The sequence below is a fragment of the Crossiella sp. NPDC003009 genome (assembly GCF_053591555.1).
Genome location: NZ_JBSFUA010000034.1, coordinates 33,212 through 59,569, shown reverse-complemented (window position 1 = coordinate 59,569; position 26,358 = coordinate 33,212). Strand labels below are relative to the sequence as shown.

26 protein-coding genes and 1 tRNA gene are annotated in these 26,358 nt (G+C 71.0%); 17 read left to right on the top strand and 10 right to left on the bottom strand.

Annotation, left to right across the window (positions count from 1 at the left end; all coding sequences use genetic code 11):
* Positions 1–35: 35 nt before the first annotated feature.
* Both ACWDY5_RS28955 and ACWDY5_RS28950 read left to right on the top strand, forming a co-directional pair.
* Positions 36–118: transfer RNA gene (locus ACWDY5_RS28955), tRNA-Leu, on the top strand.
* Between the two features lie 555 nt (positions 119–673).
* Positions 674–1,297 (top strand): hypothetical protein, encoded by a 624-nt coding sequence (locus ACWDY5_RS28950; protein ID WP_449725321.1) that lies wholly within the window; start codon positions 674–676, stop codon positions 1,295–1,297.
* Here the strand turns inward: ACWDY5_RS28950 and ACWDY5_RS28945 are convergent.
* Positions 1,294–2,616: a D-arabinono-1,4-lactone oxidase gene (locus ACWDY5_RS28945; RefSeq protein WP_449725320.1), complete on the bottom strand. Its 1,323-nt coding sequence runs from the start codon at positions 2,614–2,616 to the stop codon at positions 1,294–1,296. The genes ACWDY5_RS28950 and ACWDY5_RS28945 overlap by 4 nt on opposite strands.
* An 88-nt stretch (positions 2,617–2,704) precedes the next feature.
* On the opposite strand from ACWDY5_RS28945, the gene ACWDY5_RS28940 reads away from it, so the two are divergent.
* A complete protein-coding gene (locus ACWDY5_RS28940; protein ID WP_449725319.1) occupies positions 2,705–3,904 on the top strand; it encodes an amino acid deaminase/aldolase in 1,200 nt (399 codons plus the stop codon).
* Here the strand turns inward: ACWDY5_RS28940 and ACWDY5_RS28935 are convergent.
* Positions 3,901–4,515 carry a TetR family transcriptional regulator gene (locus tag ACWDY5_RS28935; RefSeq protein ID WP_449725318.1) on the bottom strand — a complete coding sequence of 205 codons (615 nt, stop codon included), beginning with the start codon at positions 4,513–4,515 and terminating at the stop codon, positions 3,901–3,903. The genes ACWDY5_RS28940 and ACWDY5_RS28935 overlap by 4 nt on opposite strands.
* A gap of 130 nt (positions 4,516–4,645) precedes the next feature.
* Here ACWDY5_RS28935 and ACWDY5_RS28930 point away from each other — a divergent pair, with 130 nt between their 5' ends.
* From ACWDY5_RS28930 to ACWDY5_RS28915, 4 genes are all read left to right on the top strand, one after another.
* On the top strand, positions 4,646–5,944 hold the full coding sequence (locus tag ACWDY5_RS28930) for a GH1 family beta-glucosidase (RefSeq protein WP_449725317.1): 1,299 nt from the start codon (positions 4,646–4,648) through the stop codon (positions 5,942–5,944).
* Positions 5,941–7,158: an MFS transporter gene (locus tag ACWDY5_RS28925; protein ID WP_449725316.1), complete on the top strand. Its 1,218-nt coding sequence runs from the start codon at positions 5,941–5,943 to the stop codon at positions 7,156–7,158. Before ACWDY5_RS28930 ends, ACWDY5_RS28925 begins: the two co-directional genes overlap by 4 nt.
* 114 nt (positions 7,159–7,272) lie before the next feature.
* On the top strand, positions 7,273–8,502 hold the full coding sequence (locus ACWDY5_RS28920) for an MFS transporter (protein ID WP_449725315.1): 1,230 nt from the start codon (positions 7,273–7,275) through the stop codon (positions 8,500–8,502).
* Entirely contained in the window at positions 8,499–9,740 is a 1,242-nt protein-coding gene (locus ACWDY5_RS28915) for an MFS transporter (RefSeq protein ID WP_449725314.1), read from the top strand. The genes ACWDY5_RS28920 and ACWDY5_RS28915 overlap by 4 nt, the downstream gene beginning before the upstream one ends.
* A 308-nt stretch (positions 9,741–10,048) precedes the next feature.
* Here the strand turns inward: ACWDY5_RS28915 and ACWDY5_RS28910 are convergent, their stop codons facing one another.
* Complete coding sequence (locus ACWDY5_RS28910) at positions 10,049–10,366, bottom strand: hypothetical protein (RefSeq protein WP_449725313.1); 318 nt, start codon at positions 10,364–10,366, stop codon at positions 10,049–10,051.
* Between the two features lie 504 nt (positions 10,367–10,870).
* Here ACWDY5_RS28910 and ACWDY5_RS28905 point away from each other — a divergent pair.
* From ACWDY5_RS28905 to ACWDY5_RS28895, 3 genes are all read left to right on the top strand, one after another.
* Positions 10,871–12,271, top strand: coding sequence for a helix-turn-helix domain-containing protein (locus ACWDY5_RS28905; RefSeq protein WP_283662370.1), 1,401 nt, complete (start codon positions 10,871–10,873; stop codon positions 12,269–12,271).
* A gap of 1 nt (position 12,272) precedes the next feature.
* Positions 12,273–13,184 (top strand): phosphotransferase enzyme family protein, encoded by a 912-nt coding sequence (locus tag ACWDY5_RS28900; protein WP_449725312.1) that lies wholly within the window; start codon positions 12,273–12,275, stop codon positions 13,182–13,184.
* 212 nt (positions 13,185–13,396) lie between these two features.
* Positions 13,397–13,696 carry a hypothetical protein gene (locus tag ACWDY5_RS28895; protein ID WP_252485493.1) on the top strand — a complete coding sequence of 100 codons (300 nt, stop codon included), beginning with the start codon at positions 13,397–13,399 and terminating at the stop codon, positions 13,694–13,696.
* 4 nt (positions 13,697–13,700) lie between these two features.
* Here ACWDY5_RS28895 and ACWDY5_RS28890 read toward each other — a convergent pair whose 3' ends face one another.
* The 4 genes from ACWDY5_RS28890 to ACWDY5_RS28875 are packed head-to-tail and all read right to left on the bottom strand — an operon-like array spanning position 13,701 to position 16,541.
* The gene (locus ACWDY5_RS28890) at positions 13,701–14,711 is read right to left on the bottom strand and encodes a CopD family protein (RefSeq protein WP_449725311.1); all 1,011 of its coding nucleotides are present in this window, start codon (positions 14,709–14,711) and stop codon (positions 13,701–13,703) included.
* Positions 14,708–15,247, bottom strand: coding sequence for a copper resistance CopC family protein (locus tag ACWDY5_RS28885; protein WP_449725310.1), 540 nt, complete (start codon positions 15,245–15,247; stop codon positions 14,708–14,710). Before ACWDY5_RS28885 ends, ACWDY5_RS28890 begins: the two co-directional genes overlap by 4 nt.
* Positions 15,244–15,960, bottom strand: a complete 717-nt coding sequence (locus tag ACWDY5_RS28880) for a YcnI family copper-binding membrane protein (protein WP_449725309.1) — start codon at positions 15,958–15,960, stop codon at positions 15,244–15,246. Before ACWDY5_RS28880 ends, ACWDY5_RS28885 begins: the two co-directional genes overlap by 4 nt.
* Positions 15,961–16,001: 41 nt before the next feature.
* Positions 16,002–16,541: a hypothetical protein gene (locus tag ACWDY5_RS28875; RefSeq protein WP_449725308.1), complete on the bottom strand. Its 540-nt coding sequence runs from the start codon at positions 16,539–16,541 to the stop codon at positions 16,002–16,004.
* 152 nt (positions 16,542–16,693) lie between these two features.
* On the opposite strand from ACWDY5_RS28875, the gene ACWDY5_RS28870 reads away from it, so the two are divergent.
* The 6 genes from ACWDY5_RS28870 (at position 16,694) to ACWDY5_RS28845 (ending at position 22,410) form a co-directional block, all read left to right on the top strand.
* Entirely contained in the window at positions 16,694–18,436 is a 1,743-nt protein-coding gene (locus tag ACWDY5_RS28870) for a BCCT family transporter (protein WP_449725307.1), read from the top strand.
* Positions 18,433–19,080 (top strand): ABC transporter permease, encoded by a 648-nt coding sequence (locus ACWDY5_RS28865; protein WP_449725306.1) that lies wholly within the window; start codon positions 18,433–18,435, stop codon positions 19,078–19,080. The genes ACWDY5_RS28870 and ACWDY5_RS28865 overlap by 4 nt, the downstream gene beginning before the upstream one ends.
* Positions 19,073–20,224 carry an ABC transporter ATP-binding protein gene (locus tag ACWDY5_RS28860; protein ID WP_449725305.1) on the top strand — a complete coding sequence of 384 codons (1,152 nt, stop codon included), beginning with the start codon at positions 19,073–19,075 and terminating at the stop codon, positions 20,222–20,224. The genes ACWDY5_RS28865 and ACWDY5_RS28860 overlap by 8 nt, the downstream gene beginning before the upstream one ends.
* Positions 20,221–20,961, top strand: coding sequence for an ABC transporter permease (locus ACWDY5_RS28855; protein ID WP_449725304.1), 741 nt, complete (start codon positions 20,221–20,223; stop codon positions 20,959–20,961). The genes ACWDY5_RS28860 and ACWDY5_RS28855 overlap by 4 nt, the downstream gene beginning before the upstream one ends.
* A gap of 116 nt (positions 20,962–21,077) precedes the next feature.
* Positions 21,078–21,935 carry a glycine betaine ABC transporter substrate-binding protein gene (locus ACWDY5_RS28850; protein WP_449725303.1) on the top strand — a complete coding sequence of 286 codons (858 nt, stop codon included), beginning with the start codon at positions 21,078–21,080 and terminating at the stop codon, positions 21,933–21,935.
* A 109-nt stretch (positions 21,936–22,044) separates the two neighbouring features.
* Entirely contained in the window at positions 22,045–22,410 is a 366-nt protein-coding gene (locus ACWDY5_RS28845; RefSeq protein WP_283662379.1) for a hypothetical protein, read from the top strand.
* Here ACWDY5_RS28845 and ACWDY5_RS28840 read toward each other — a convergent pair.
* Positions 22,381–22,818: a DUF6474 family protein gene (locus tag ACWDY5_RS28840; protein ID WP_449725302.1), complete on the bottom strand. Its 438-nt coding sequence runs from the start codon at positions 22,816–22,818 to the stop codon at positions 22,381–22,383. The genes ACWDY5_RS28845 and ACWDY5_RS28840 overlap by 30 nt on opposite strands.
* 109 nt (positions 22,819–22,927) lie before the next feature.
* Between ACWDY5_RS28840 and ACWDY5_RS28835 the strand changes: the two genes are divergently transcribed.
* The gene (locus ACWDY5_RS28835; RefSeq protein WP_449725301.1) at positions 22,928–24,568 is read left to right on the top strand and encodes a TM0106 family RecB-like putative nuclease; all 1,641 of its coding nucleotides are present in this window, start codon (positions 22,928–22,930) and stop codon (positions 24,566–24,568) included.
* A 34-nt stretch (positions 24,569–24,602) separates the two neighbouring features.
* Here ACWDY5_RS28835 and ACWDY5_RS28830 read toward each other — a convergent pair whose 3' ends face one another.
* Both ACWDY5_RS28830 and ACWDY5_RS28825 read right to left on the bottom strand, forming a co-directional pair.
* Complete coding sequence (locus ACWDY5_RS28830) at positions 24,603–25,358, bottom strand: SDR family NAD(P)-dependent oxidoreductase (RefSeq protein ID WP_283662382.1); 756 nt, start codon at positions 25,356–25,358, stop codon at positions 24,603–24,605.
* A 20-nt stretch (positions 25,359–25,378) separates the two neighbouring features.
* Positions 25,379–26,341: an aldo/keto reductase gene (locus ACWDY5_RS28825; RefSeq protein ID WP_449725300.1), complete on the bottom strand. Its 963-nt coding sequence runs from the start codon at positions 26,339–26,341 to the stop codon at positions 25,379–25,381.
* Between the last annotated feature and the right edge of the window lie 17 nt (positions 26,342–26,358).

Here is a 26,358-nt window from a genome sequence, read left to right as displayed (position 1 = left end):
GCTCTCGCCGCACCCCAAAAGGGAGCCCCCGAAAGGGGCGAGTGGCGGAATGGCAGACGCGCACGGTTCAGGTCCGTGTGTCCGAAAGGACGTGAGGGTTCAACTCCCTCCTCGCCCACGCTCGAAGAAGGCCCAGGCATGCTACGCCTGGGCCTTCTTCGTCGTATTTTCACCGGGGGATCGAATCCCCCGGACCCCCTACGGTGCGGTGGGCTCTGAACCAGCGGGGTTGGGAAGGCTTTCTCGGGCTTGTCCTCTCCTCCCGCCCCCCTGCCTCCTGCTTCCTTCCTCTCTTCTGGTCGTCCTCTTTGGCCTGTGGTGGGGCTTCTGCCTGGTGGTTGCTTTCCTGGTGGGGGCTTCTCCGCTTGTCTTCCTCCTTCCTTCTCTTGTCCTCGTCCCTCTTTGGGGGCGGTTGGCGGGGTTTGGGGTGCGGTGAGCGGTGAGCGTGTGGGTCTCACACGAACGGCCGCACTGCCGGGCTGAAGTGCTTGACGGTGCATCGACCGGTTACCGACTGGGTTCGGCCGCCGGTCGCAATCGGCGGTTTGCCTTCCCTGCGGTAGGGCGCTGACCTGGTAAATCAGTTAAGGCGTCAGCGAACGAACCAGCTTCGGAACGCCTAGAACGCCGGTGTGGGTGACCGCACTGGTGAAGCCGCAGGGAGGCGAAGATCGTGAGCCGCACCACGGGCCAGCCGACAGTTCAGGGTGGACTGCCTGTCATTCCGGCCCGATCAGTCGCCCCGGTTGAGTTACCAGCGCCGCCGGAGCACCTGGCCGCCAAGGCCGCCGAACTGCTGGGCTGGGGTGGCGTGATGTTGCCGCCGATGACGTTGCTCGGGCGGCGGGTGGTGATGGTCGCCGAGCTGATCACCGACGCGCACGCCGAGCGGTTGGCGCTGGGGTGTCCGCCGGTCACCGACCGGACCACGGTGTCCACCTGGGTGTGGCCTGAGCTGGCCGGCATGGTGCCTGCTCCCGCGGTGCGGCTGGTCGGCGCGATCGCGCTGTCCCGGCACTGGCGGACCGCGCTGACCTCGGTCGTCCCGTTCTCCCGGTTCACCAACACGGCCGTTGTGGTGCCGTCGGCGGTGGCCGAGGGCGATGACTTCCTGGCCAACTGCCTGATGCGGGCCGGGCACTACGGTGTGTCGGTTGCCACAGCGCAGGACACCGGTGCGGTGGAGCTGACCCTGCGCGGGCGGCCGCCGCAGGACTTCCCGGTTGAGCAGGAAGTCACCGTGCGGTGGCTGCGTGAGGTGGTTTACGACCGGATTCTGGCCACCACGGTCAGCTAGTTCCCCAGTACCCGGTCCAGATAGCTGTTGCGGAAGCGGCCGTGCGGGTCAAGGGCAGCGCGCACGGCCTTGAAGTCGGCGAAATGCGGATAGCGGTCGCGGAGGGTCTCCGCTGACTGGTTGTGCATCTTTCCCCAGTGCGGGCGGCCACCCGCCGCATAGGCGATTTGCTCGAAAGTGGCGAACCAGTGCCGGTAGGGCATACCGATGAACTGGTGGATGGCTAGGTAAGCGGTCGGCCGGCCGGTCGCGGTGGACAGCCAGATGTCGTCAGGGGCGGCCACCCGCACCTCGACCGGGATGTTCACCGGGTGCTCGAGGCGCTCGGAGGCGGCCCGCAGTTCGGCCAGCACCTCGCGCAAGTGCTCGCGCGGGATGGCGTACTCGGTCTCGGTGAAGCGGACCCGGCGCGGGGTGGTGAACACCCGGTGCGAGGCGTCGCTGTAGGTGCGCTCGCCGAGGACCTTCGCGCACAGCCGGTTCAGCGGGCGGACCAGGCTCGGGATGGCGCGGCCGGTGTGGCAGACCGCGGCCAGCGCGGCGTTCTCCAGCACCTCGTACTCGAAGAAGCGGCGGAGCGGGTGCTGCGGCTGCCGGGGCGCGTCCTGCGGCAGGCGGTTGTTCCGCTTCACCATGACCCGGTCGGTGTGCACGAACCAGTGGAACTCGGCGTGGTCGTTGGTCTCGGTGAGCTCGTCGAAGCACTCCATGGTCTCGTCGAGACCCGCTGGGTACTCGGCGGCCTGGAGGGCGTAGGCGGGCTCGCACCGCAGGGTGATGGTGCTGAGCACGCCCAGTGCGCCGAGGCCCACCCGCGCGGCGTTGAACTCGGCCGGGTTCTCCGTTGCCGAACAGCGCAGGAGTGAGCCGTCGGCCAGCACCAGCTCCAGCGCCTTGACCTGGGTGGCCAGGCCGCCGAAGGTCGCGCCGGTGCCGTGGGTGCCGGTGGAGATCGCGCCTGCCAGGGTCTGGCGGTCGATGTCGCCGAGGTTGGTCATGGCCAGGCCAAGCTGGTCCAGCTCGTGGTTGAGCTGGTGCAGCGGGGTGCCGGAGCGGACCGTGACCAGGCCGGTCTGGTGGTCGGCCGCGATCACGCCGCGCCAGTCGGACAGGTCAAGGGCCAGGCCGCCTTCGGGTGAACCGACCGCGCTGAACGAGTGGCCGCTGCCCAGTGCGCGCACCGTGAGCTCGTCCCTGGTCGCGGCCTTCACCGCGGTGGCGATCTCCTCGACGTCCCGGGGGCGGGCGGTGCGGGCCGGCCGCGCGGTGGCGGTGCGGGCCCAGTTGGTCCAGGCGCCGGTGGCACTCTGTCGCGGCAAGGCAACCCTCCGCAATCCTCGGGGCGGATGTTGGTGAACGTACGTGAAGAGGTTTCACCTTTCAAGGTTTTCGGCTTACCGTTGCAGTGTGCTAGCCACGCAGACCAGGTCCCGCTTCGACGCCGCGACCGCGCATCTCGACCCGCCACTGGCCGCGGTCGACCTCGCGGCGTTCCACAGCAACGCCCTCGAGCTGGTCCGCCGTGCACACGGCAGGCCGATCCGGCTGGCCAGCAAGTCGGTCCGGGTACGTGAGCTGCTCAAGCTCGCGCTGACGAACCCGGGTTTCGCCGGCCTCATGTGCTACTCCCTCAACGAGGCGCTGTGGCTGCACGGTGCGGGCGTCAGCGACGACCTGCTGATCGGCTACCCGACCGTGGACCGGGCCGCGCTGCAGAAGCTGGCCGCCGACGACGGCGCACGGGCCGCGATCACGCTGATGATCGATGATCCCGCGCACCTGGACCTGATCACCGAGGTGCTCGGGCCGGGCCACCCGGAGATCCGGATCTGCCTTGAGCTGGACGCCTCCTGGCGGCCGCTGTCCGGGCTGGTGCACGTGGGGGTGCGGCGCTCGCCGGTGCACACCCCGGCCCAGGCCCGCTCGCTGGCCGTGGAGGTGGTCCGCAGGCCGGGGTTCACGCTGGTCGGGGTGATGTCCTACGAGGCGCAGGTGGCCGGGCTCGGCGACAAGCCGGCCGGCAGGCCGGTGCGCGGCGCCGCGGTGCGCTGGATGCAGAAGCGTTCGCTGGTGGAGCTGGCCGAGCGGCGGGCGGTCGCGGTGGCCGCGGTGCGCTCGGTGGCCGAGCTGGAGTTCGTCAACGGCGGCGGCACCGGCAGCCTGGAGCGGACCGCGGCCGAGGACGCGGTCACCGAGCTGACCGCGGGCTCCGGCCTGCTCGCGCCGACCCTGTTCGACAACTACCTGCACCTGCACCTGCGCCCGGCCGCGCTGTTCGCGTTGCCCGTGGTGCGCAGGCCGGCCAGGGGCACCGCCACCGTCTTCGCCGGGGGCTACCTCGCCTCCGGGCCGGTGGGGCAGGACCGGGTGCCGGTGCCGTACCTGCCGAGGGGGCTCAAGCTGGTGCCGACCGAGGGCGCGGGCGAGGTGCAGACGCCGTTGACCGGCAAGGCCGCGGACAGCCTCGCCATCGGCGACCGGGTCTGGTTCCGGCACGCCAAGGCCGGTGAGCTGGCCGAGCGCTTCACCGAGTTCCACTTCATCGACGGCGACCAGGTCAGCCTGAGCGCGCCGACCTACCGCGGCGAGGGCCGGGTCTTCGGCTAGCGGATCCGGCTGCCCAGGTAGTCCCTGACCAGGGCCTTGGCCTCGGCGACCACCTTCGGGTCGCCGTCGGGGTCGTGCCGGAAGGCCAGGTGCAGCACGGCGTCGGCGGCCTCGATGGCCACCGCCATGGGCAGCTGGACCTCGTTCAGCGGCAGGCCGAACCGCTCGGCGATCAGCTGCGCCAGGCGGTCGGCGATGACCGTGTTGTTGTCCTTGCCGTCGTCGAGCAGCCGCACGTCCACCGCGTCGCCGAAGTGCACCTTGCGGAAGCCGGGCACCTCGCGGTGCATGGCGATGTAGACGTCGAAGGCCCGGTCCACCACGTCCCACCAGTGCGCCAGCTCCACCTCGGCCAGCCGCTCCAGCACCTGGCTGAGGAAGCGGTCCAGGTTGCGCATGGTCAGCGCCTGCACCACGGCGCGCTTGTCCGGGAAGAACTGGTAGAGCGAGCCGACCGCGACACCGGCCCGTTCCGCGATGAGCGTGGTGGTGACGCCGTCGTAGCCCAGCTCGGCGACCAGTTCGGCGCACGCGTCCAGCATCCGTTCGACCCGCTGCGCGCTGCGCTGCTGGACCGGTCGGCGCCGGAGGGGGGTGAGATCAGCTGACACGGGCGGCTCCCTGGAGCTTGCGGCGGCGGACAGGCGTCCATTCTGGCGTGATCGACTAAGAAGCTCTTTCGTGTGAACCACGACACGCCTAAGATGCGAATCGTTTTCACATTACTGGGCGGAGGCAACGGTGAACGACTTCGTGTGGGGGGTGGCCACCTCCGCGTACCAGATCGAGGGTGCCGTAACCGCGGGTGGCCGGGGGAGGTCCACCTGGGACACCTTCAGTGCCACTCCGGGAAAGACCCGTTCAGGTGAGACCGGCGCGCAGGCCTGCGACCACTACCACCGCTATCCCGAGGACGTCGCGCTCATGCGCGAGCTCGGCGTGGACAGCTACCGGTTCTCCGTGGCCTGGCCGCGGATCCAGCCGGACGGCCGCACGCTCAACCGAGCCGGCCTCGGCTTCTACGACCGGCTGATCGACACCCTGTGCGCGGCCGGCATCGCGCCGATGGTCACGCTCTACCACTGGGACACCCCGCAGGCGGTGGAGGACGAGGGCGGCTGGCTCAACCGGGACACCGCGGCCCGCTTCGCCGACTACGCCGCCGTGCTGGCCGAGGCCTTCGCCGACCGGGTGGCGATGTGGGTGCCGCTCAACGAGCCCGCGATGATCACGCTGCTCGGCTACGGCCTCGGCCAGCACGCGCCGGGCCAGGCCCTGCTCTTCGACGCGCTGCCCACCGCGCACCACCAGCTGCTCGCGCACGGCCTCGCGGTCCGGGCGCTGCGGGCGGGCGGGGCGGGGCTCATCGGCACCGCCAACAACCACACCCCGGTCTGGGCCGCCGACGACCGGCCGGAGACGCTGGCCGCGGCCGCCGCCTACGACGCGCTGCACAACCGGCTCTTCGCCGACCCGATCCTGCTCGGCACCTCGCCGGAACACCTGCCCGGCTTCGAGATCCCGGCCGAGGACCTGCGGGTGATCAGCGAGCCGATCGACTTCTACGGGGTCAACTACTACAACCCGACCCGGATCGGCGCGCCGGCCGAGGGCAACCCGCTGCCGTTCGAGCTGGGTGAGATCGCCGAGCACCCGGCCACGCTGATGGGCTCGCCGATCGTGCCGGACGGGCTGCGCGAGCTGCTCGTCCGAATGCGGGAAAGCTACGGCGAGGCGCTGCCGCCGGTGTACATCACCGAGAACGGGGCCAGCTTCGCCGAGGACCTGACCGACGGCAGGGTGCGTGACCAGCCGCGGATCGACTTCCTGGCCGCGCACCTGGACGCGCTGCGGGCCGCGGTCGAGGCCGGGGTCGACGTGCGCGGGTACTTCGTGTGGAGCCTGCTGGACAACTTCGAGTGGGCCGAGGGCTACGGCCAGCCGTTCGGGCTGGTGCACGTGGACTTCGCCACCCAGCGGCGCACGCCGAAGGACTCCTTCCACTGGCTGCGGGAGCACATCGCGAAGCAGCGCGGATGACCGCGGTGACGCCCCGGCAGCGGGTCGGCGGCGGCTGGATCGGCCTGCTCACGCTGGCCAACCTCGGGGTGTGGGCGGCCTTCTTCGGACCGCTCAACCTGCTGCTCGGCCAGCAGGCGGCCACCTTCGCGCCAGGGCAGAAGGAAGCCGTGCTCGCGCTGGTCACCGGCCTCGGCGCGGCGGTGTCGGTGGTGGCCAACCCACTGGCCGGGGCCCTGTCCGACCGCACCAGGGGGCGGTTCGGGCGGCGGCACCCGTGGACCGTGGGTGGCGCGCTGCTCGGCGCCGCCGCGCTGCTCCTGCTCGCCGCGGCGCCGAACGTGCTGGTCATGGCGATCGGCTGGTGCCTGGTGCAGGCATCGGTGAACGCGGCGCTGGCCGCGCTGACCGCCGAGGTGCCCGACCACGTGCCGGTGCGCCAGCGCGGAGTGGTCGGCGGCTGGGTCGGGCTGGCCCAGATGGTGGGCGTGCTCGGTGGCACCGCGCTGGCCACCGCGCTGGGCGGAATCCAATGGGGTTACCTCGGATGTGCGACGTTGCTCGTCGCCGGTGTGCTGCCGTTCGTCGTGCGTAGCCGGGACGAGGTGCTGCTCGCCAAGCCGCCAGTTCAGCCGGGCCGAACTCTGGCCAGGTTCTGGATCTCGCCCCGGCAGCACCCCGACTTCGGCTGGGCCTGGCTGACCCGGTTCCTGCTCAACCTCGGCAACGCCTTCGGCACCCTCTACCTGCTGTTCTTCCTCACCGACGGGGTGCGGCACGCCGATCCCGGCACCGGCGTGCTGATCCTGACCTCGGTCTACGCGGTGAGCATGCTGGCCACCACGGTGCTGGCCGGCCGGTGGTCGGACCGGGTGGGGCGACGAAAGGTCTTCGTCACCTGGGCCTCGGTGGTGATGGCGGCCGCGCTGGCGGTGCTGGCGCTCTGGCCGGTGTGGCCCGCGGTGCTGGCGGCCACCGTGGTGCTCGGGCTCGGCTTCGGCGTCTACACCTCGGTGGACTTCGCGCTGCTCACCGAGGTGCTGCCGACCGAACAGGACCGGGCCAAGGACCTGGGCGTGATCAACATTGCCTCGGCGCTGCCCCAGGTGCTCGCGCCCGCGGTGGCCGCGCCGGTGCTGGCCTACATCGGCGGCTACCCCGCCCTCTACGCGCTGGCCGCCGGGGTCACCCTGCTCGGCGGCGTGCTGGTCAGCCGGATCCGCGGGGTCGCGTGACGGCCAGGTAACCGTTCTGGCAATCGCACTACAGATTCCTTGTTCTGCCTGTTCACAGGCCCCTCGTCTTCCTAGGGTGCAGCGGTCGGCGCAGTTGCAACTGGGGGGCCACCCATGACAACGATCGCACCGGAGTCCTTGGTCGAACCCGAGCGCAAGGTCGGACCGGCCTGGATCGGCGCGCTCACCGCGGCCACGCTCGGGGTCTGGATCGTCTACTTCGGACCGACCGTGCTGTTGCTGCCGATGCAGGCCGCGCACGCCGCGCCGGAGGACAAGGAGAACAGCCTCGGGCTGATCACCGGCGTCGGCTCGCTGGTGCTGATGGCCGCGCACATCTTCTTCGGGCTGCTCTCCGACCGGACCACCTCGAAGTTCGGCCCGCGCAAGCCGTGGATCGTGACCGGGGTGGCCATCTCGGCGGCCAGCATGCTGCTGCTCAGCCAGCAGGACACGGTCACCGGCCTGTTGCTGGGCTGGTGCCTGGTGCAGCTGGGCTCGGCCGCGGCCTTCGCCGGACTGCTCGCCGCGCTGCCCGACCACGTGCCCACCACTCAGCGCGGCATGATGAGCGGGCTGATCGGCCTGGCCCAGGCAGGCGGTTCGCTGGTGGGCAACCTGGTGATCGTCTCCACCCCGGACCCGCTCAGCGGCTACGGCCTGTGCGCGCTGCTGCTGATCCTGCTGGTGCTGCCGTTCCTGCTGATCAACCGGGATCCGGTGCTGCCGCCGGGACGCCGTCCGGTGCTGCGCTCGCTGTGGATCTCCCCGCGCAGGCACGGCGACTTCCTGTGGGCGATCGCCAGCCAGTCGCTGATCACCATCAGCTACGTGCTGGGCAGCCTGTACACGCTGTTCTTCCTGGCCGACGTGCTCAAGCACGAGGACCCGGAGGGCGGCACCGCGCTGGCCTCGACCATCACCACGGTGGGCGTGGTGGTCTCCGCGGCGATCTTCGGCCACCTCTCCGACCGGCTGGGCAGGCGCAAGCTGTTCGCGGTGCTGGCGGGCGTGCTGATGGCGGCGTCCTCGGCGATCCTGGTGGTCAACCCGACCTGGGAGCTGTTCGTGCTCAGCTCGGTGCTGCTCGGGGCCGGTCTCGGCGTGGCCAACTCGGTGGACCTGGCCATCACCAGCGAGGTGCTGCCCAGCCCGAACGACCGGGCCAAGGACCTGGGCGTGAACAACATCAGCAAGTCGCTGCCGCAGTTCATCGCGCCGGTGCTGGCCGCCCCGCTGCTGTCCGGCGCGGACGGCTCCGGCTACTCGATGATCTTCCTGCTGTCCGCGGTCACCGCGCTGGCCGGGGGTCTGCTCGCGCTCAAGATCCGCGGGGTCCGGTGACCTCGACGATTCCGGACGCGCTCGCCGAGCCGGTCCAGCGGGTCCGCACGGGCTGGATCGCCGCGCTCGCCGTGGGCATGGTCGGGGTGTGGGCGGTGCACTCCGGCCCGGTGCAGGTGTTGCTGCTGGTCCAGGCCGAGCAGTTCGCGCCTGCGCACAAGGAGGGCCTGTTCGGGCTGACCACCGCCGTTGGCGGACTGTTCGGCATGGTCGCCACCATCCTGGTCGGCTTCGCCTCCGACCGGACCACCTCCCGGTTCGGCAGGCGACGGCCGTGGGTGCTGGCCTCAGCGGTGCTCGGCGCGGTCAGCCTGCTGGCGCTGGCCGGTGCGGGCAGCGCGGCGGTGATGATCCTGGCCTGGTGCGGGGTGCAGACCGCCTTCGGCGGCATGCTGGCCGCGCTGCTGGCCGCGATCCCGGACCGGGTGCCGGTGGCCCAGCGCGGGCTGGTCGGCGGCTGGGTCGGGCTCGGCCAGACCGTCGGCGCGCTGGCCGGCGCCCTGGTGGCCACCACGGTCAAGCCCGCGTTCAGCGGCTACCTCGCGCTCGCCGTGCTGCTGCTGGCCTGCGCGCTGCCGTTCACCCTGCGCACCGCCGAGTCGGTGCTGCGACCGGACCAGCGGCCGCCCCGCGGGCTGGCCGAGGTGCTGCGCGGGTTCGCCATCTCGCCGCGGCGGCACCCGGACTTCGCCTGGGCGCTGCTCAACCGGCTGCTGGTCACCCTCGGCTTCGTGCTGGGCACCCTCTACACGCTCTACCTGCTGCAGGACGTGCTGCACCGGGCCGATCCGCACGCGGACCTGCTGCTGCTCAACCTGCTCAACGCGGCGATCATGGTGCCGGCCGCGGTGATCGCGGGCGGCTTGTCGGACCAGGCGGGCAAGCGGCGGGTCTTCATCTTCGTGGCCGCACTGGTGGTCACGCTGTCCTCGGCGATGCTGGTGGTGACCATCAGCTGGCCGGTGCTGGTGATCAGCGCGGCGGTGCTGGCCGCTTCCTACGGCGCATTCATCGCGGTGGACACCGCCCTGCTCACCGAGGTGCTGCCGGCGGCCGAGCACCGGGCGAAGGACCTCGGCATCGTCAACCTGGCGCACGGCCTGCCGCAGGTGGTCGCCCCGCTGCTGGCCACGCCGATCCTGGCCGGTTTCGGCGGTTACCCAGGTTTGTTCGCGGTGTCCGCGGTGCTGTCACTCGTCGGCGCATTCGTGATCTTCAAAATCCGCCGGGTGCCCTGAGGAATTTCACTCCGACGAGTGGTTGCCCGGAAATTCGAAACCCCTCGAGTGGTCTGCGCGGGAGGGGCAGACCACCCGAGGGGTGGCTTGGAATCCGCGGACCGGTGCCGGTCGGGGGGAGGGGAGTGCTTCAGCACCGGCCCGCGGAAGTCGCTATTTTGTTTTGCATTTCAACCAGAACTGGCACGGCGGTCCGGCCCGGAGCGGTCGGGGGTTCGCCCGGCCCGGACCACCGGCCACATGACGGCTGCCGCGGCTGACCCGGTTCGGGGAAGAGCCCGAGGGCCGCGAGAGACGTCAGTCCCTGGTCAGGACACCTTCGCTGAGCGGAGGTGCCGGGCAGGACGTGGGGCGAGGCCGCCGGCCACGAGGTGCTCGTACGCCGCGCGCCACACCGAACACGGTGCCTTCTGCTGGCGCCAGCGGGTCGAGCACTCGGGGCAGTTGCCGCGGTCATCGGGTTCGTGAACAGCGAGCATCGCGCGCCAGCCCTCAGTGAGCCTGGGCAGCTCGGAACGCGCGACGGACAGCAGGGACGGGGCGTCAGCGCGGTTGGCCAGCTCGGTAAGCATGTCGAGCCGTTCCCAGACCGCGTTGCGCAGCACCTGACCCAGAATCTCGTCCACCTGACGTCACCGTCACCTTCCCGCCTGGTCGGCGGCCTCGCGCAGAGCTGTCTTGAGCTGGCCAACCTGTCCAGCCGACAGCACTGCGGTCTCGCCGGGAGGCCCGACGAGGAGAACCCTGTCTCGGTCAACGAGCACGGTCAGGAATCGACGCCGGTTGACCGAGTCGCGGCAACTCACCCGCCACCAGCGCCGCCGGCCGCCCGCGCTCTGCCACAGCGCCGGGAGCTGACCCATGGGGCCTGCTCCGTCGCCTGAGGCAACGCTTGGTGACTCGGTCAACGCCACGGTTCCGACTTCCCTCCGTGCTCGATCCCTTACCGAAACTAAGATTGGGCCGAGTCGAACCAGAACGGGGAGTTTCAGCGCCGATCGGTGTGAGTGACACGGTGAGCGGTAGGCCAAGTTCAGTCGGGCCGATCAGCCTCACCGATGGGGACTTCACCACCGCCGCGAACTGCCCTTACTCTGCGCTTGACGCCCAGCGGACCGTAAGGGGGCGCAATGGACACCATCGGATCCCAGCCACCGCTCGTTACCCCAGACACCTGGGAGCAACGGGAGATGCGGGACGCCTTGGCCGCCCGGGACATCAGCACGGTGTACCGGCTACTTCGGCGCGTGGGGGTGTCACAGCGCCAGATCGCGGCCAGCACCGGGCAGTCACAGTCCGAGGTGTCGGAGATCCTCAAGGGTCGCCAGGTCATGGCGTATGACGTGCTGGCCCGGATCGCCGACGGGCTCCAGGTACCGCGCGGCTACATGGGTCTCGCCTACGACGGAGCCACCGCAGTCCGGGTGGTCGGCGTCGCCGATGACCCCCTGTCCGAGGAGGATGAGTCGGTGAAGCGGAGGAGGTTCCTTCAGCACGCCGCTTCCGTGACCATGGGTGTGGTGACCATGCCGGGCGACCCCGGCCAGTGGATCACTTCCGTGGCACAGACCCCGGCCAGGGAGAAGATCGGCAAGACCGACGTCATGCAGGTCGAGGCCGCGACCAAGGCCCTGCGCGCGCTGGACTACCAGTACGGCGGCGGCACCTGCCGGGACGCGGTGATCGCCCAGCTGTCCTGGGCCGAGCAGCTGCTGCGGGCCGACGCGATCGACCCGGTGCGCAGGCGGCTGCGGCTGGCCCTGGCCGACCTGCACAGCCTGGCCGGCTGGACTTCGTTCGACACCGGCATGCTGGACCCGGCGCGCAACCACTTCGGCAAGGCGCTGGAGTACGCCAAGCAGTGCGAGAAGAACGACCTGGTGGCCAACATCCTGTACCGGATGGGCCGGGTCTACCTGCACTACGACGAGCCCAACGACGCGCTGAAGCTGTTCCAGCTGGGCCAGCTGGCCGCGCAGGACTCCGGTTCCGCGCTGACGGTGGCCGTGCTGTGCGCGAACGAGGCCTGGGCCTACGCGATGATGGGCATGCGCGAGCAGGCGATGAAGATGGTCGGCCGGACCAAGGACGAGTTCGCCCGCGCCGACTTCGAGCACGCGCCGGAGTGGGTGCGCTTCTTCACCGTCAACGACCTGCACGGGATGATCGGCTCGGTGCACCACTCGCTGGCCGCCAACGACGACTTCCGCGCCAAGCACGCTCCGCTGGCCGTGGCCGAGCTGGTCAAGTGCACCCAGGGCTACGAGTCGGACATGAAGCGCACGCACGTGTTCGGGCTGAGCATGCTGGCGGCCAACCACATCCGCTCCGGCGACGTGAGCGAGGGGCTGCGGGTCGGCCGGGTCGCCTACTCCATGGGCGAGGGGGTCAACTCGGTCCGGGTGGCCGACCGCATGATCGACATCCAGGAAGAGTCGGAGCGGTACAAGCACATCGCCGAGGCCAAGGACCTCGCCGAGGAGGTCCGCCAGTTTCGGATTCGCACCGGATCCCCGCAGAAACGACCATGACGTGAACGTTCGGGTTCGCCCCGACGCGGACGGGCGGTACAGCCGTGCCAAGCTCCGGACCGCCCTCGGGGAGATCTGCGACGCCGCCGGGCTGGACCCGGGCGGCGCGCGGCTGATCCGCTTCGTCAACAACGCGGTGTTCCAGCTGCTGGCGCATCCGGTGGTGGTGCGCATCGTGCTCTCGCCCTCGCTGCGCTACCGGGCGGACAACGTGGTGCGGGCGGCCAACTGGCTGGCCGAGCACGAGGTGCCCGCGGTCCGGTTACTGCCGGGCCTGCCGCAGCCGCTGCACGTCAACGGGCACGTGGCCACGCTCTGGCAGGCGGTGCCCGAGGTGGGCCAGGCCACCGGCTTGGAGCTTGCTCAGCTGCTCAAACGATTGCACGCGCTGCCCGCGCCGCCGGGGGAGCTGCCGCGCTGGGATCCGCTGGCCGACGTCCGGCGCAGGCTGGTCGACGCCGAGGAGCTGGACGCCGGGGACCGGGAGTTCCTGGAGACCCGGTGCGCGGAGCTCGAGGCCGAGCTGGCCGCGATGGAGTACCACCTGCCGCAGGGCGTGATCCACGGCGACGCGCACGTGGGCAACGTGATCAGCACGCCGATCGGCCCGCTGCTGTGCGACCTGGACTCGGTCTGCCTCGGCCCGCGCGAGTGGGACCTGACCCCGCTGGCGGTCGGCAAACTGCGCTTCCGGCACACCGGTGACCGGTATCGGCAACTCTCCAGGGCCTACGGCTTCGATGTCACGAAGTGGCCAGGTTTCCCGGTGCTGCGCCAGGTGCGCGAGCTGAAGCTGACCACCGGCGTGCTGTCGATCTTGCGCAGTAACCCGGATGTACGAACCGAGTTGGCCAAACGGATGCAGTCCTTCCGTTCGGGTGACACCCGGGCCCGCTGGACTCCGCACCGTTAACCCGTCCGGCGGCCGAACCTGGCCCCCGCTGGCGTATACAGCAGACCCGTATCCTCCTTCAGAATGAGTTGATCGGTAACGCAATCCTTCTCTAGGACGACAAAGGGACGTCAACGGAACGTCAAGACTCTCAGTGTGGTCACTCTGGGTGGCAGCGATGTTCGTATAGCGAACTTCTTGCTGGGTGCGAGCGCGAAGGGCGGAGAAACGTGTTGAGCTTCTCCACAAAGGGCAAGGCACGGCTGCGCGGGCGTAAGGCCCTGCGAGCCGCGGAGATGTTGGACGAGGTCGTCGACAACCAGCTTCCGTTGGTGACCGAGCTTTCCGAGACCAGCCGTCGGCGCTCGGCCGACTACCTGTCCGAGCTGGTGATGCTCGCGCAGGACTACCGCCACTACGCGGCGGGCTGGATCGACCACGAGGAGCTCCAGCGCCGGGGCAACGCCGCGGTGGCCAGGCTGGAGCAGCTGAGCCAGGAGCGCAGGGCCGCCGCGCTCACCGAACTGGAATGACTTCTTAGCTGAGCGAGGCCCTGGCCAAGGCCGCGGCCAGGCCGATCGCCAGCGCCATCACCAGCAGTTCAAGCGAGATCCACAGGGTCACCGAAGTCGTTCGGTGGCGAACGATCGCGGGCATCAGCCGGAACCGCAGCCAGCCGCCGAGGCCGGCCAGCACCAGCAGCGCGGCCGTCTTGGTCAGCACCACCCAGCCGTAACCGGTGCCGAACAAGGCGGCCGCCCAGCCCAGCCCGGGGCGGCCGGTCAGCTGCACCACGGCGTTGACCACGCCGCTGACCGCGACCGCGGCCAGGCACACCGTGCCCACCGCGGCGAACCGGGGCAGCGCCTCGGCCAGCAGGCCGCGGTGCGGGGTGATCAGGAACAGCATCGCGCCGAGGCCGCCGACCCAGCCCGCGGCGGCCATCACGTGCACGCTCATCGACAGCAGTGCCAGCTCGTGGTTGGCCGCGGCCGCGGAGTGCCCGGTGAGCGCGAGCGGGATCTGGCCGAGCATGGCCACCAGCACCGGCAGCTCAGCCGGTGGGCGGGCGCCCGCGCGCAGGCCGAGGCCGTGCAGCACCGCGTAGCCCAGCGCGCAGGCCGCCGCGACCAGCAGCGCCCGGCCCGCACCGACGGTGGCCGCGTAGTCAGCCAGCGACCCCACGTCCAGGCCGAGTCCGGCCGGGGCCAGCTCGGCGGCCTGCCACCACAGCAGCAGCACCGCGGCCATCGCCCAGCCCGCGCCGAGCACCAGGCCGATCCGGTGCGCGGTGACCAGCAGCGGCCTGGTCCTGGCCGGGCGGCTGGTGCGCAGCAGCAGCGGCAGCATGGCCAGGCCGACCGCGGCCACCGCGCCGATGTCCACGGCCAGCCGCAACGCGGGCACGCCCAGCCGGACCACCACTCCCGGTTCCGGCAGCCCCGGTGCGGGGGCGGCCGCGGTGAGCACGGAACCGAGGGTGGTTCCGGCCGCCGCGGTCGCCACCAGCCCGAGCAGCAGGGGGAGGGTGGTCCGGCTTGTGGTCATGCCTTCTTCGAAGGTTTCGCCAGCACCAGGGCCACCGCGACTCCGGCGATGAGCAGCACGGCCGCGCCGATGATCCACAGCCACACCGGCGTGCCCGACGAGCCCTCGGACTGCGCGTTGGTGTTGCCCTCGGCCGAGGGGCTGAGGGTGTTCGTGGTCGGGGTGCCGGTACCGGCCTTGGTCAGGGTGAACGGAACCGCGCCGGTCACCGGGTGCCCGTCCGCGGACAGGATCCGGTAGCCGATCGTGTACTCCCCGGCCGGGCCCAGCGGGAGCAGCGGCGCGGTGACCACGGCTCCGTTGACCTTGGGCGTGCCGCCCTCCCAGCGGGTGCCGTTCGGCCCGGTCACGGTGACGGTGTTGAAGCCGTCCTGGACCTCCTGGTCGAACTTCAGCATCACCTCCGCCGGACCGGCCTCCACCTCGGACTTGGCCTTGGGGTTGCTGTCGGAGAGCACGTTGTGCGCGAACGCGGGCGCGGCGGAGCCGAGCAGGGCGGCTCCGGCGATCACCAGGGTGGCGAGCAGTCGCCTCATGCCGCCGACCGCCTGCCCCGCAGGATCGCGCCGACCCCAAAACCGAGGCCGAGCGCGCCCACGGCCAGGCCCGCGCCGCCGAGCCAGCGAGCCGAGGTGTCGGTGCCGGAGGCGGTCGCGTCCTTGTGCCCGTCGGTCTTGGCGCCTGCGGCCGTGGTGGCCGCGCCGTGCCCGTGGGCGTCACCGGCCGCCGCGGTCAGCTTCAGCACCGGGGCCGGGTGCTCCGGCTCCTCGCCATTGGCCGCGGGCGGGGCGTCCCACTTGACCACCTTGCCGTCGTCGTAGGTCTGGGTCGCGGGCAGCACCAGCTGGTCGGTGTTGGTGGGCAGCTTGCCGAGGGAGACCTCGAACTCGGCGAACTCGTCCGGGTTGATCCGCACGCCGGAGTCGGCCTGCCAGGTGATCGTGCTGACCACCTCCTTCTCGGCGCTCTTGACCTTGGTCACCGAGGCCTTCCAGCCGGGCACGGCCTTGGTCCGCACCGAGGTCAGCGGGTAGTCCTTGGGCAGGGTGACCTCGACCTTCACCGTGCCGGCGGTCGAGGACTCGTTGGGCACCCGGAAGGCGACCTTGGTGTAGCTGCCCTTGGCCGCTTCGCCGGGCTGGACGGTGACGTGCGCGGCGGCCAGGCCCGCGGTGAACAGGGCCGCGGCGGAGGTCATGGTCACGATGGCGCCTGCGCGCAGCAGAGCGCGGTGTCGAGAAGTCGACATATCTCCTGATTTCTTTCCTGCTGTGGGGAGGGTGGGCTGCCTTAACTGGAGAACGCGGGCGGTCCACGCCGGGTTCGGAGGCGGCTCAGCAGCAGGTCGAGCAGGAGGGGGGCCGGTCCGCCCAGCACGGCGAGCCGGGGCGTGACCGGAACCGGCCGCGAGACCGGGCGGCGGCGTGGGCGCAGGCCGAGCGCGGCGAACAGCGCGAACAGCGCGGACTCGGCGTTGACCAGCAAGAACGCCGTGCCGATGGCGGCAAGGGTGTGCGCGAGGACCATCAGCGCCGGGTCGATCAAGCCGCCCGCGAGGTGTCCGTGGTCGGCTAGGTCGAAGAGCAGGTGCTGCACGCACTGGGCCAGGCCGAGCACGAGCAGGATGCCGGTCAGCCCGCGGCGGCGACCGGCCAGCGCGGTGCCCGCGGCGGCGATCAGCAGGGTGAGCAGCACGGTCAGCACGCCGTCGTCCACCTGGCCACCGGCCAGGGCGTGCGCGGCTCCGCTGAGCGCGGAACTGCAGAGGGCGAGCACACTACCTCGGAGGACGCGGAGGGTTCCGCGTACCGGGTCCAGGGTTGTGCGCACGGGGAGAGCGTACGGCGCAGCGCAATGTCACTAGTTCGCTACAGAATGCAGGCCAGGTTTACCGCGTTACTCCGAACGGGTAACGGTGAAAAGCAAGAATCGGTAGCCGTGCCCGTTCGTGAAGGAGGAGGCGCCCCCGGGCGCCGAACACCGTGACGACTGACGACCACCTCACCTCGGGTCCCGCTACTGGTGGTACCCCAGCTCACCCGGATCAACCCACCCAACTTCCCGGCGAACCACTCGCCGAGCGCCCGGCCCGGCTGGACCCGGTGGTCTTCGGCGTCGCCGCGGTCATCGCGCTGGCCTTCATCGGCTGGGGCGTGGTGGACAGCGCCGGGCTCGGCGCGGCCGCCAAGGCGGCGCTGACCTGGCTGATCGCCAACGTCGGCTGGGCCTTCGTGCTGGCCGCCTCCGGCTTCGTGGTGTTCGCGCTGTGGCTGGCGGCCAGCCGCTACGGCAAGATCCCGCTCGGCCAGGACGGCGAGGAACCGGAGTTCCGGACCTCCTCCTGGGTGGCCATGATGTTCTCCGCCGGCATGGGCATCGGCCTGATGTTCTACGGGGTCAGCGAGCCGCTGGCGCACTTCGTCAAACCGCCGCCGGGCACGGTCGCCGCGGGCAGCGAGGAGGCGCTGGAGACCGCGATGGCCACCACGCTGTTCCACTGGACCGTGCACCCGTGGGCGATCTACGCGGTGGTCGGCCTGGCCATCGCCTACGGCAGCTTCCGCCGCGGCCGCCGCCAGCTGATCAGCGCGGTGTTCGCGCCGCTGTTCGGTCGTCGCCGGGCCGAGGGGCCGCTGGGCAAGACCATCGACATCCTGGCCATCTTCGCCACCCTGTTCGGCTCGGCCACCTCGCTCGGCCTCGGCGCGCTGCAGATCGGGCGCGGGCTGCACGAGGTGGGCTGGCTGGACAAGGCCACCACCACCCTGCTGGTGGTGATCATCGTGGTGCTGACCATCGCGTTCATCGGCTCGGCCGTCTCCGGCGTGGCCAAGGGCATCCAGTGGCTGTCCAACATCAACATGGTGCTGGCAGGCGTGCTCGCGCTGTTCCTGTTCGTGGTCGGCCCGACCGTGCTGATCCTGAACCTGGTGCCCACCTCGATCGGCCACTACTTCTCCGACCTGGCCGAGATGTCCGCGCGCACCGCCGCGACCGGCGGCGACGCGATGAACACCTGGCTGACCGGGTGGACCATCTTCTACTGGGCCTGGTGGATCTCCTGGACGCCGTTCGTCGGCATGTTCGTGGCCAGGATCAGCCGGGGCCGCACCATCCGGCAGTTCATCTCCGGGGTGATCCTGGTGCCCAGCCTGGTGAGCCTGCTCTGGTTCGCCGTGCTCGGCGGCACCGCGCTGAGCCTGCAACGCAGCGGGGTCGACCTGGCCGGCGCGGCCGGTCAGGAAGCCCAGCTGTTCGGCATGCTCAAACAGTTCCCGCTGGCCGAGGTGGCCAGTGTGATCGTGATGCTGCTGGTGGCGATCTTCTTCGTCTCCGGCGCGGACGCGGCCTCCATCGTGATGGGCACGCTGTCCCAGCGCGGCTCGATCGCGCCGAAGAAGGGCGTGGTGATCTTCTGGGGCGCGCTGACCGGCGCGGTGGCCGCGGTGATGCTCACCGTGGGCGGGGAGAACGCGCTCAGCGGGCTGCAACGGCTGACCATCATCGCGGCGGTGCCGTTCACCGCGGTGATGGTGCTGATGTGCGTCTCGCTGGCCAAGGACCTGCGGCAGGACCCGCTGATCCGCCGGGAGAACAAGGGCGCCGAAGTGGTCGAGGCCGCGGTGATCAGCGGCACCGAGCAGTACGGGCACGACTTCCAGCTGGAGGTCAGCGCGGGCAACGGCAACGGCAACGATGAAACCCAGGCGAGCGCCAAGCCGTGAACCTGTGGGAGTTCATCGGATCGCGGTGGCAGCAGCTGCTGCTGGACTCCTCGCTGCACGCGAGCGCGGTGGTGCAGTGCACGCTGATCGCCACCGCGCTCGGCGTGCTGCTCGGGGTGGCGGTGTACCGCAGCTCGCTGGGCTCGGCCATCGCCACCGCGCTGACCAGCGCGATCCTCACCATCCCGTCCTTCGCGCTGCTGGGCCTGCTGATCCCGGTGCTCGGTCTGGGAGTGGCACCGACGGTGACCGCGCTGGTGCTGTACGCGCTGCTGCCGATCGTGCGCAACACCATCGTCGGCCTCTGCGGCGTGGACCCGGCGGTGGTGGACGCGGCGCGCGGCATCGGGATGGCCAGGTGGCGGGTGCTCACCTCGGTGGAGCTGCGGCTGGCCTGGCCGACCATCCTCACCGGCATGCGGGTCAGCGCCCAGCTGCTGATGGGCATCGCCGCGATCGCCGCCTACGCCAAGGGTCCTGGCCTAGGCAACCTCATCTTCAGCGGGCTGTCCAGGGTGGGCAGCGCGAACGCGGTCAACTCGGCGCTGGCCGGCACGCTCGGCGTCATCGTGCTGGCGCTGCTGCTGGACGGCGTGTTCCTGATCATCGGCAGGATGACCACTTCCAGGGGGATCCGTGTCTGAGCACAGCCAGGTCAGCGGTGTGGAGATCGAGCTGACCGAGGTCACCAAGCGCTACCCCGGGCAGAAGGTGGCCGCGGTGGAGTCGGTCTCGATGACCATCCCGGCCGGGGAGACGGTGGTCTTCGTCGGGCCCTCCGGCTGCGGCAAGACCACCACCATGAAGATGATCAACCGGCTGATCGAGCCGACCAGCGGGCGGATCACCATCGGCGGGCAGGACGCGCTCGGGCTGGACCCGGACGAGCTGCGGCGGGGGATCGGCTACGCCATCCAGCAGGCGGGGCTGTTCCCGCACCTGACCGTGGCGCAGAACGTCGGCATGGTGCCCGGCCTGCTGAAATGGGACAAGAAGCGGGTCGCGGACCGGGTCGAGGAGATGCTGGACCTGGTCGGGCTGGACCCCGGTGAGTTCGCCGGGCGCTACCCGCGCCAGCTCTCCGGCGGGCAGCAGCAGCGGGTCGGCGTGGCCAGGGCGCTGGCCGCGGACCCGCCGGTGCTGCTGATGGACGAACCCTTCGGCGCGGTGGACCCGATCACCAGGGGCAACCTGCAGGACGAGCTGCTGCGGTTACAGGCGGAGCTGGGCAAGACGATCGTGTTCGTCACGCACGACTTCGACGAGGCGGTCAAGCTCGGCGACCGGATCGCGGTGCTCGGCGACCGGTCCCGGATCCTGCAGTACGACACCCCGGAGGCGATCCTGGCCAACCCGGCCGACGACACGGTGGCCGGGTTCGTCGGCGCGGGCGCCTCGCTCAAGCAGCTGACCCTGCGCCGGGTGCGCGAGGTCGAGCTGTCCGAGGTGCCCACCGCGGGCGTCGGTGACTCCGTGGCCGAGCTGGCCGAACGGCTCGGGCGGCGGCGCGGGGCGGTCGGCCTGGTGCTGGACACCCGGCGGCGGCCGCTGCGCTGGGTGACCCCGCCGGACCTGTCCACCGGGGTCAGCCTGGACCGGGCCGGGCGGGCGGTGGAGGACACGGTGGCGATGGCCTCCACCCTGCACGACGCGCTGGAGGCGGTGCTCACCGACGACGACGGCCTGGCCGTGGTCACCGGCGGGCGCGGCGAGTACGTCGGCGTGGTCACCATGGACACGCTGATGGCCGCGGTGCGGGCCATGCGCGAAGAGCTGGAGACGGCGTGAGCACCTCGCGGGCGGACCGCCTGCGGCTGTTCGCCGAGCCGGTCGCGGTGCTGCTCATCGTGGGCGCGGTGCTGGTCTGGGCGTTCACCGGCGAGCTCGACTCGATCGAGCGGCGCAACATCACCTTCGCCAACATCCTCAGCCTGACCTGGGAGCACCTCCAGCTGACCGTGGCCATCTCGGCCATCGTGCTGGCGGCAGGGGTGCCGCTGGGCGTGCTGGTGAGCCGCCGCTGGGCCCGGCCGATCGCGCCGGTGGTGCTCGGCCTGGCCACCATCGGCCAGGCCGCCCCCGCGGTCGGCGTGCTGGTGCTGTTCTTCCTGCTCACCGGCCAGACCGGGTTCTGGATCGCGGTGCTGCCGATGGCGGTCTACGCCCTGCTGCCGGTGCTGCGCAACACCCTGGTCGGCCTGCAACAGGTGGACCGGACCCTGGTGGAGGCCGGCCGGGGCATCGGCATGTCCTCCTTCACGGTGCTGCGCCGGATCGAGTTCCCGCTGGCCATCCCGCACGTGCTGGCCGGCATGCGGACCGCGCTGGTGCTCGCGGTGGGCGTGGCCACGCTGGCCACCTTCGTCAACGGCGGCGGCCTCGGCTCGATGATCGACACCGGCTACAAGCTGCGCCGCACCTCGATCCTGGTGGTCGGCGCGGTGCTCTCCGCCGCGCTGGCGCTGCTGGTGGACTGGCTGGGCGGCATCGCCGAACGCAAGCTCGGCCCGAAGGGACTCCGGTGAACAAGCGTCCACTGTGGACAGTCGCATTGTTACTGACTGGTAGCTTGCTGGCGGGATGCGGGCTTTCCGCCGGTGGATCGACGCCGCTTCACGTGAAACCAGGATCGATTCAGCCGGTGCCGGAACTGGCGGATGTCGAGCTGACCGTGGGGTCGAAGGACTTCAGCGAGCAGTTGGTGCTGGCCTACCTGGCCGAGTTCGCGCTGAGCGCGGCCGGGGCCAAGGTGCGGGACCTGTCCAACATCGCCGGGTCCAACAGCGGCCGGGACGCGCTGCTCACCGGGCAGGTCGACCTGATGTGGGAGTACACCGGCACCGGGTGGATCAGCTACCTCGGGCACGAGGACCCGATCCCGGACGACGCCGGGCAGTTCGAGGCGGTGCGCAAGGAGGACCTGGCGCGCAACCGGGTGGTGTGGAGCCTGATGGCGCCGCTGAACAACACCTACGCGTTCGCGATGAACCGCAAGAACGCCGAGCGGCTCGGCGTGCGCACCATGTCCGACATGGCGAAGGTGACCAGGGAGCGGCCGCAGGAGGGCACCTTCTGCATCGAGAACGAGTTCGCCAGCCGCAACGACGGCATGCCGGGGGTGCAGAAGACCTACGGGTTCGAGCCCGCGCCCGGCAACGCCAAGCTGCTGGCCAACGGGCCGATCTACCAGGCCGTGGCCAACGGCGACACCTGCAACTTCGGCGAGATCTTCACCACCGACGGCCGGGTGCTGGCGCTGGACCTGGTGCTGCTGACCGACGACCGGAACTTCTTCCCGCGCTACAACGCCTCGGTGACCATGCGCGAGGAGACCGCCTCCACCCACCCGCAGATCACCGAGGTGCTCAGGCCGGTGGCGGCGAAGCTGACCAACGAGGTCATGCTCAAGCTCAACGCCGAGGTCGACGTGGAAGGCAAGGACCCGGCGGAGGTGGCGCGGAACTGGCTGGTCCGCGAGGGTTTTGTGCGGATGCCCTGAGTAGTTCTACGGCAGCTGACTTCAGGGTCGACTCGGGGGTTTGCCCCATGGCCGCTGTCGGTGCGGCCAGCCAGGATGGGTCGTGACGATCTTTCCGGGAGGGGATGTCATGCGCGGCTTGGACTCGGTTCGGTACGTGTTGCTCGGTCACACGGTGGTGGCCTGGCTGACCGCTGGGGTGCTGTGGGCGCGCAGCGCCTTCGAGTTCCCGTTCGCCATGGCCACGATCATGACCGGCGCGATCGGGCTGGTGCTGGCCCTGTTGCTGCCCGCCTACTCCCAGCAGCTGCGCACCAGCGCGCTCTGGTTCACCGGGATCCTGATCCCGCTGAACCTGGCGCTGGCCGCGCTGTCCGCGTCCTCGATCGCCGGGGCGGTGCTGGCCGCGGTCGCCTTCGCACTGCTGCTGCGCCCGCTGCCGCTGCCCTTTCGCGGCTACCCGCGATCAGACGCCCAGATGATGCAGCAGGTGTGACTCGATCCGGTCCAGCTCGGTGGCGACCGAGCGGTGCGCCGTCCTGCGTCGCGGCGCAGGCATCCGCTCCGCGGCCCGCACCACCGCGGCCAGTTCGACCAGCCTGGTCTCACTGTCCTTGGCGAAGGCCGTGACCTCGTCACTGGCGTTGACCCGCAGCTCGGCCACCGCGTTGGCGAGCCCGGCGATCCGCGCGTGCAGCGCGCCGCCGCGGCCGCTGTAGGTGGCCAGGTGCTCGACCGGCACGCCCAGCTTGCGGGCGCGCATCCGGTCGTAGCCGTCCCTGGCCGCGGAGGCGGCCTTGATCGCGAACGGGGCGAGCAGGGGGAGCACCACCTTGCCGATTCCGAGCAGGTGCCTGGCACGGGCCGGGGTCAGCTTGGGCACTCCTCGCCGGATGCGGGCCATGCCCTCAGAGTAGGCCGCTCGGGGGTTTTCTGGCGCTTCCGGCGCGCTAGAAGCCGAGATCAACCGGGTTGCCGACACGGAGCGCGGTCCGGCCACCTACCCTGCATGAGTGACGTCTGCGGTGCTACTTGATGCCGGGGTGGTGACCCGGTGCCGGCGCCGCGTGCACCTCGAACACGATCCGACCATGGCCGACGCGCCCAAGGCGCCGCCGGACCCGGCTGCCGAGCAGCGGATGAGCGACGCGGCGGCGCACCGGCGCGTGGTGGCGGACCGGCTGTCCCGGCAGCTGGGCGCGGAGTGGACCGAGGTGCCCGCTGGCGAGGCGGCTGCCGACCGGGAACGGATCACCACTGCGGTGCTCGGCGCGGGTGCGCGGTTCGTCTGGGGCGGGTTGCTGCCCTCGGACCGCACCGGCGGGCGCCGCGGCGGCATCGACCTGCTGGTGCGCGACTCCAGCGGCGGGTACCTGCCGGTGCTGGTGGTCCGGCACAAGATCACCGATCCTGGCACCGGTGCGCGCACCACCCCGTTCGGCCAGCTCTACCCGGGCAGCGCCAGGGTGGACCCGATCCGCAAGGTGCGGCCGCAGCCACGGGACCAGCTGCGGCTGGCGCACGCGTACCGGCTGTTGCAGGCCGCGGGCCTGACCGTGCCCGGCCGGGCGATGGGCGGGGTGATCGGGCTGGACGCCGACGTGGTGCTCTGGCACGACCTGGAGGCGCCGACCTGGCCGAACGGCCGGACCGCGCTCAAGGAGTACGACGCCCGCTTCGCCGACCGGCTCGCGGTGGCCGCGGCCGCGCTCAACCAGCGCGACCCGCTGGCCAGGCCGTCCCGGATCCTGGAGTGCCGCAGCTGCCCCTGGTGGCCGACCTGCGAGGCCACGCTGATCGAGCGGCGGGACGTCAGCCTGGTGGTGCGCGGCGAGGACGCGGTGTCCCTGCGCGCCATCGGAGTGTCCACTGTGGACCAGCTGGCCGCCCAGCCGGTCACCGTCGAACCGCCGGCGCCGATGGTGGGCATGCCCTTCGGCGACGCGGTGCTGCTGGCCAAGGCCTGGCTGCGCGGGGCTTCGCTGGTGCGCCGCGAGGAACGGGTGCACGTGCCGCGCGCGGACGTGGAGCTGGACGTGGACATGGAGAGCTTCGGCGACGCCGGGGCCTACATGTGGGGCGTGCACCTCTCCGGCGCGGACATCGGCGTGCCCCAGGGCTACCGGGCTTTTGTCACCTGGGACCCGTTGCCCTGCCAGGACGAGGCCCGCTCCTTCGGCGAGTTCTGGTCCTACCTCACGCACGTGCGGCTGCGGGCCAGCGCGCGCGGGCTGAGCTTCCGCGCCTACTGCTACAACGAGCTGGCGGAGAACCGGTGGATGCTCGGCTCGGCCGAGCGCTTCGCCGGGAAGCCGGACATCCCGACCATCCAGACCGTGCAGGACTTCATCGGCTCGCCGCAGTGGGTGGACCTGTTCGGCATCGTGCGCGACCAGTTCCTCTGCGCCAAGGGCAAGGGGCTGAAGATGATCGCCCCGGCGGCCGGTTTCGCCTGGCGGGACCCGGAGGCCGGTGGCGAGAACTCGATGCGCTGGTACCGGGACGCGGTCGGCATGGACGGCGGCGAACCCCAGCCGGACCAGCGGGAACGGCTGCTGGAGTACAACGAGGACGATGTCCGGGCGACGTGGACGCTGCGCCGCTGGATGGACTCCGAGGCGGTCTACGAGCTGCCCTACGCCGGGGAGCTGTGACGGTGCGGCCAAGCGGCCGCACCGTTCGCCAGGCTTAGCGGGGCGCCATCCGCAGCGCGCCGTCCATCCGGATGACCTCGCCGTTGAGGTAGTCGTGCTCGACGATCATGACCGCGAGCTGCGCGTACTCGGCGGGCGTGCCGAGGCGCTTGGGGAAGGGCACCCCGGCGGAGAGGGTCGCGCGGAACTCCTCGGTGACCCCGGCCAGCATCGGGGTGTCGATGATGCCGGGCGCGATGGTCATCACCCGGATGCCGAAGGTGGCCAGGTCCCTGGCCGAGGACAGGGTCAGGCCGACCACGCCGCCCTTGGACGCGGCGTAGGCGACCTGGCCGATCTGCCCGTCGAAGGCGGCCACCGAGGCGGTGTTGATCACCACGCCGCGCTGGCCGTCCACCGCCTCGGTCTTGGCCATCGCGGCCGCGGCCAGGCGCAGCACGTTGAAGCTGCCGATCAGGTTGATCTCCACGACCTTGCGGAACAGGTCGTAGTCGTGCGGCTCGCCCTGCTTGTTCACGATCCGGCCTGCCCAGCCGACCCCGGCGCAGTTGACCACGGTGCGCAGCGGCGCGGCCGCGGCTGCCTGCTCGACGGCGGCCTTGACCTGCTCGGCGTCGGTGACGTCGGCGGCCACGTAGGTGATGCCGTCGACCTGCTCGGCCTTCTCGATGGCCTGCGGCAGGTCCAGGGCGAAGACGCGGGCGCCCTTGGCGACCAGGGCACGGCTGGTGGCCCCACCCAGGCCGGACGCGCCACCGGTGACGATGGCAGCGGTGTCGGTGATCTGCATGCCGGAGAGGTTAGCCGCCGTTAACGTCGGCCCGGCGGACAGATGGCGTCGATCTCAGTGAGGTCCGCCGCAGTGGGCGCCCACTCCGCGGCCGAGGCGTTCTGGGTGACCTGCTCCGCGCTGGTCGCGCCCGCGATCACCGAGGCCACCGCGGGCTGCGCGGCCAGCCAGCCGATGGCCAGCTCCACCATGCTCAGGTCCCGTTCCTCGGCGAAGCGGCGCAGCCGGTCGATCCGGTCCCACGGCGCGTCCGCGAGCAGCCGTTCCCGGCCGGCCAGGCGACTGCCCTCCGGCGGCTTGGCGCCCCGGTCGTACTTGCCCGTGAGCAGGCCGTTGGCCAGCGGGAAGTAGGGCAGCAGGCCGAGGCCGAAGCGCAGGCAGGCCGGGATGATCTCGCGCTCGGACTCGCGTTCCAGCAGCGAGTAGTGGTTCTCCGCGGACACCGGCGCGGTCAGGTTCGCGGTGCTCGCGCTCCAGCTCGCGTCCGCGATCTGCCAGCCCGCCAGGTTGCAGTGCCCGACGTAACGGATCTTGCCCTCGTGCACCAGGTCGTCCAGCACGGACAGCGTCTCCTCCAGCGGAGTCAGCGGGTCCGGCCGGTGCAGCTGGTAGACGTCGATCCAGTCGGTGCCCAGCCGCCGCAGCGAGGACTCCACCGCGCGCCGGACGTAGCGGCGGGAACCGCGGGCGCCGAAGTCGGGGCCGTTGGTGCCCTGCATGTCCATGCCGAACTTGGTCGCGATCACCGCGTGCTCGCGCCGCCCGGAGAGGGCCTGGCCGAGCAGCTCCTCGCTGCGCCCGCGCGGGGCGCCGTAGACGTCGGCGACGTCGAAGAAGGTGATGCCGGCCTCCAGCGCGGCATCGACAACCGACCTGGCGCCCGCCAGCGTCTCGGTCGCGGTCCCCGGCCGCCCGAGGTTGTTGCAGCCGAGCCCGACCGCGCTGACCACCAGCCCAGAATCACCCAACCGTCGTTGGTCCACGAGCGTGCACCCTACGT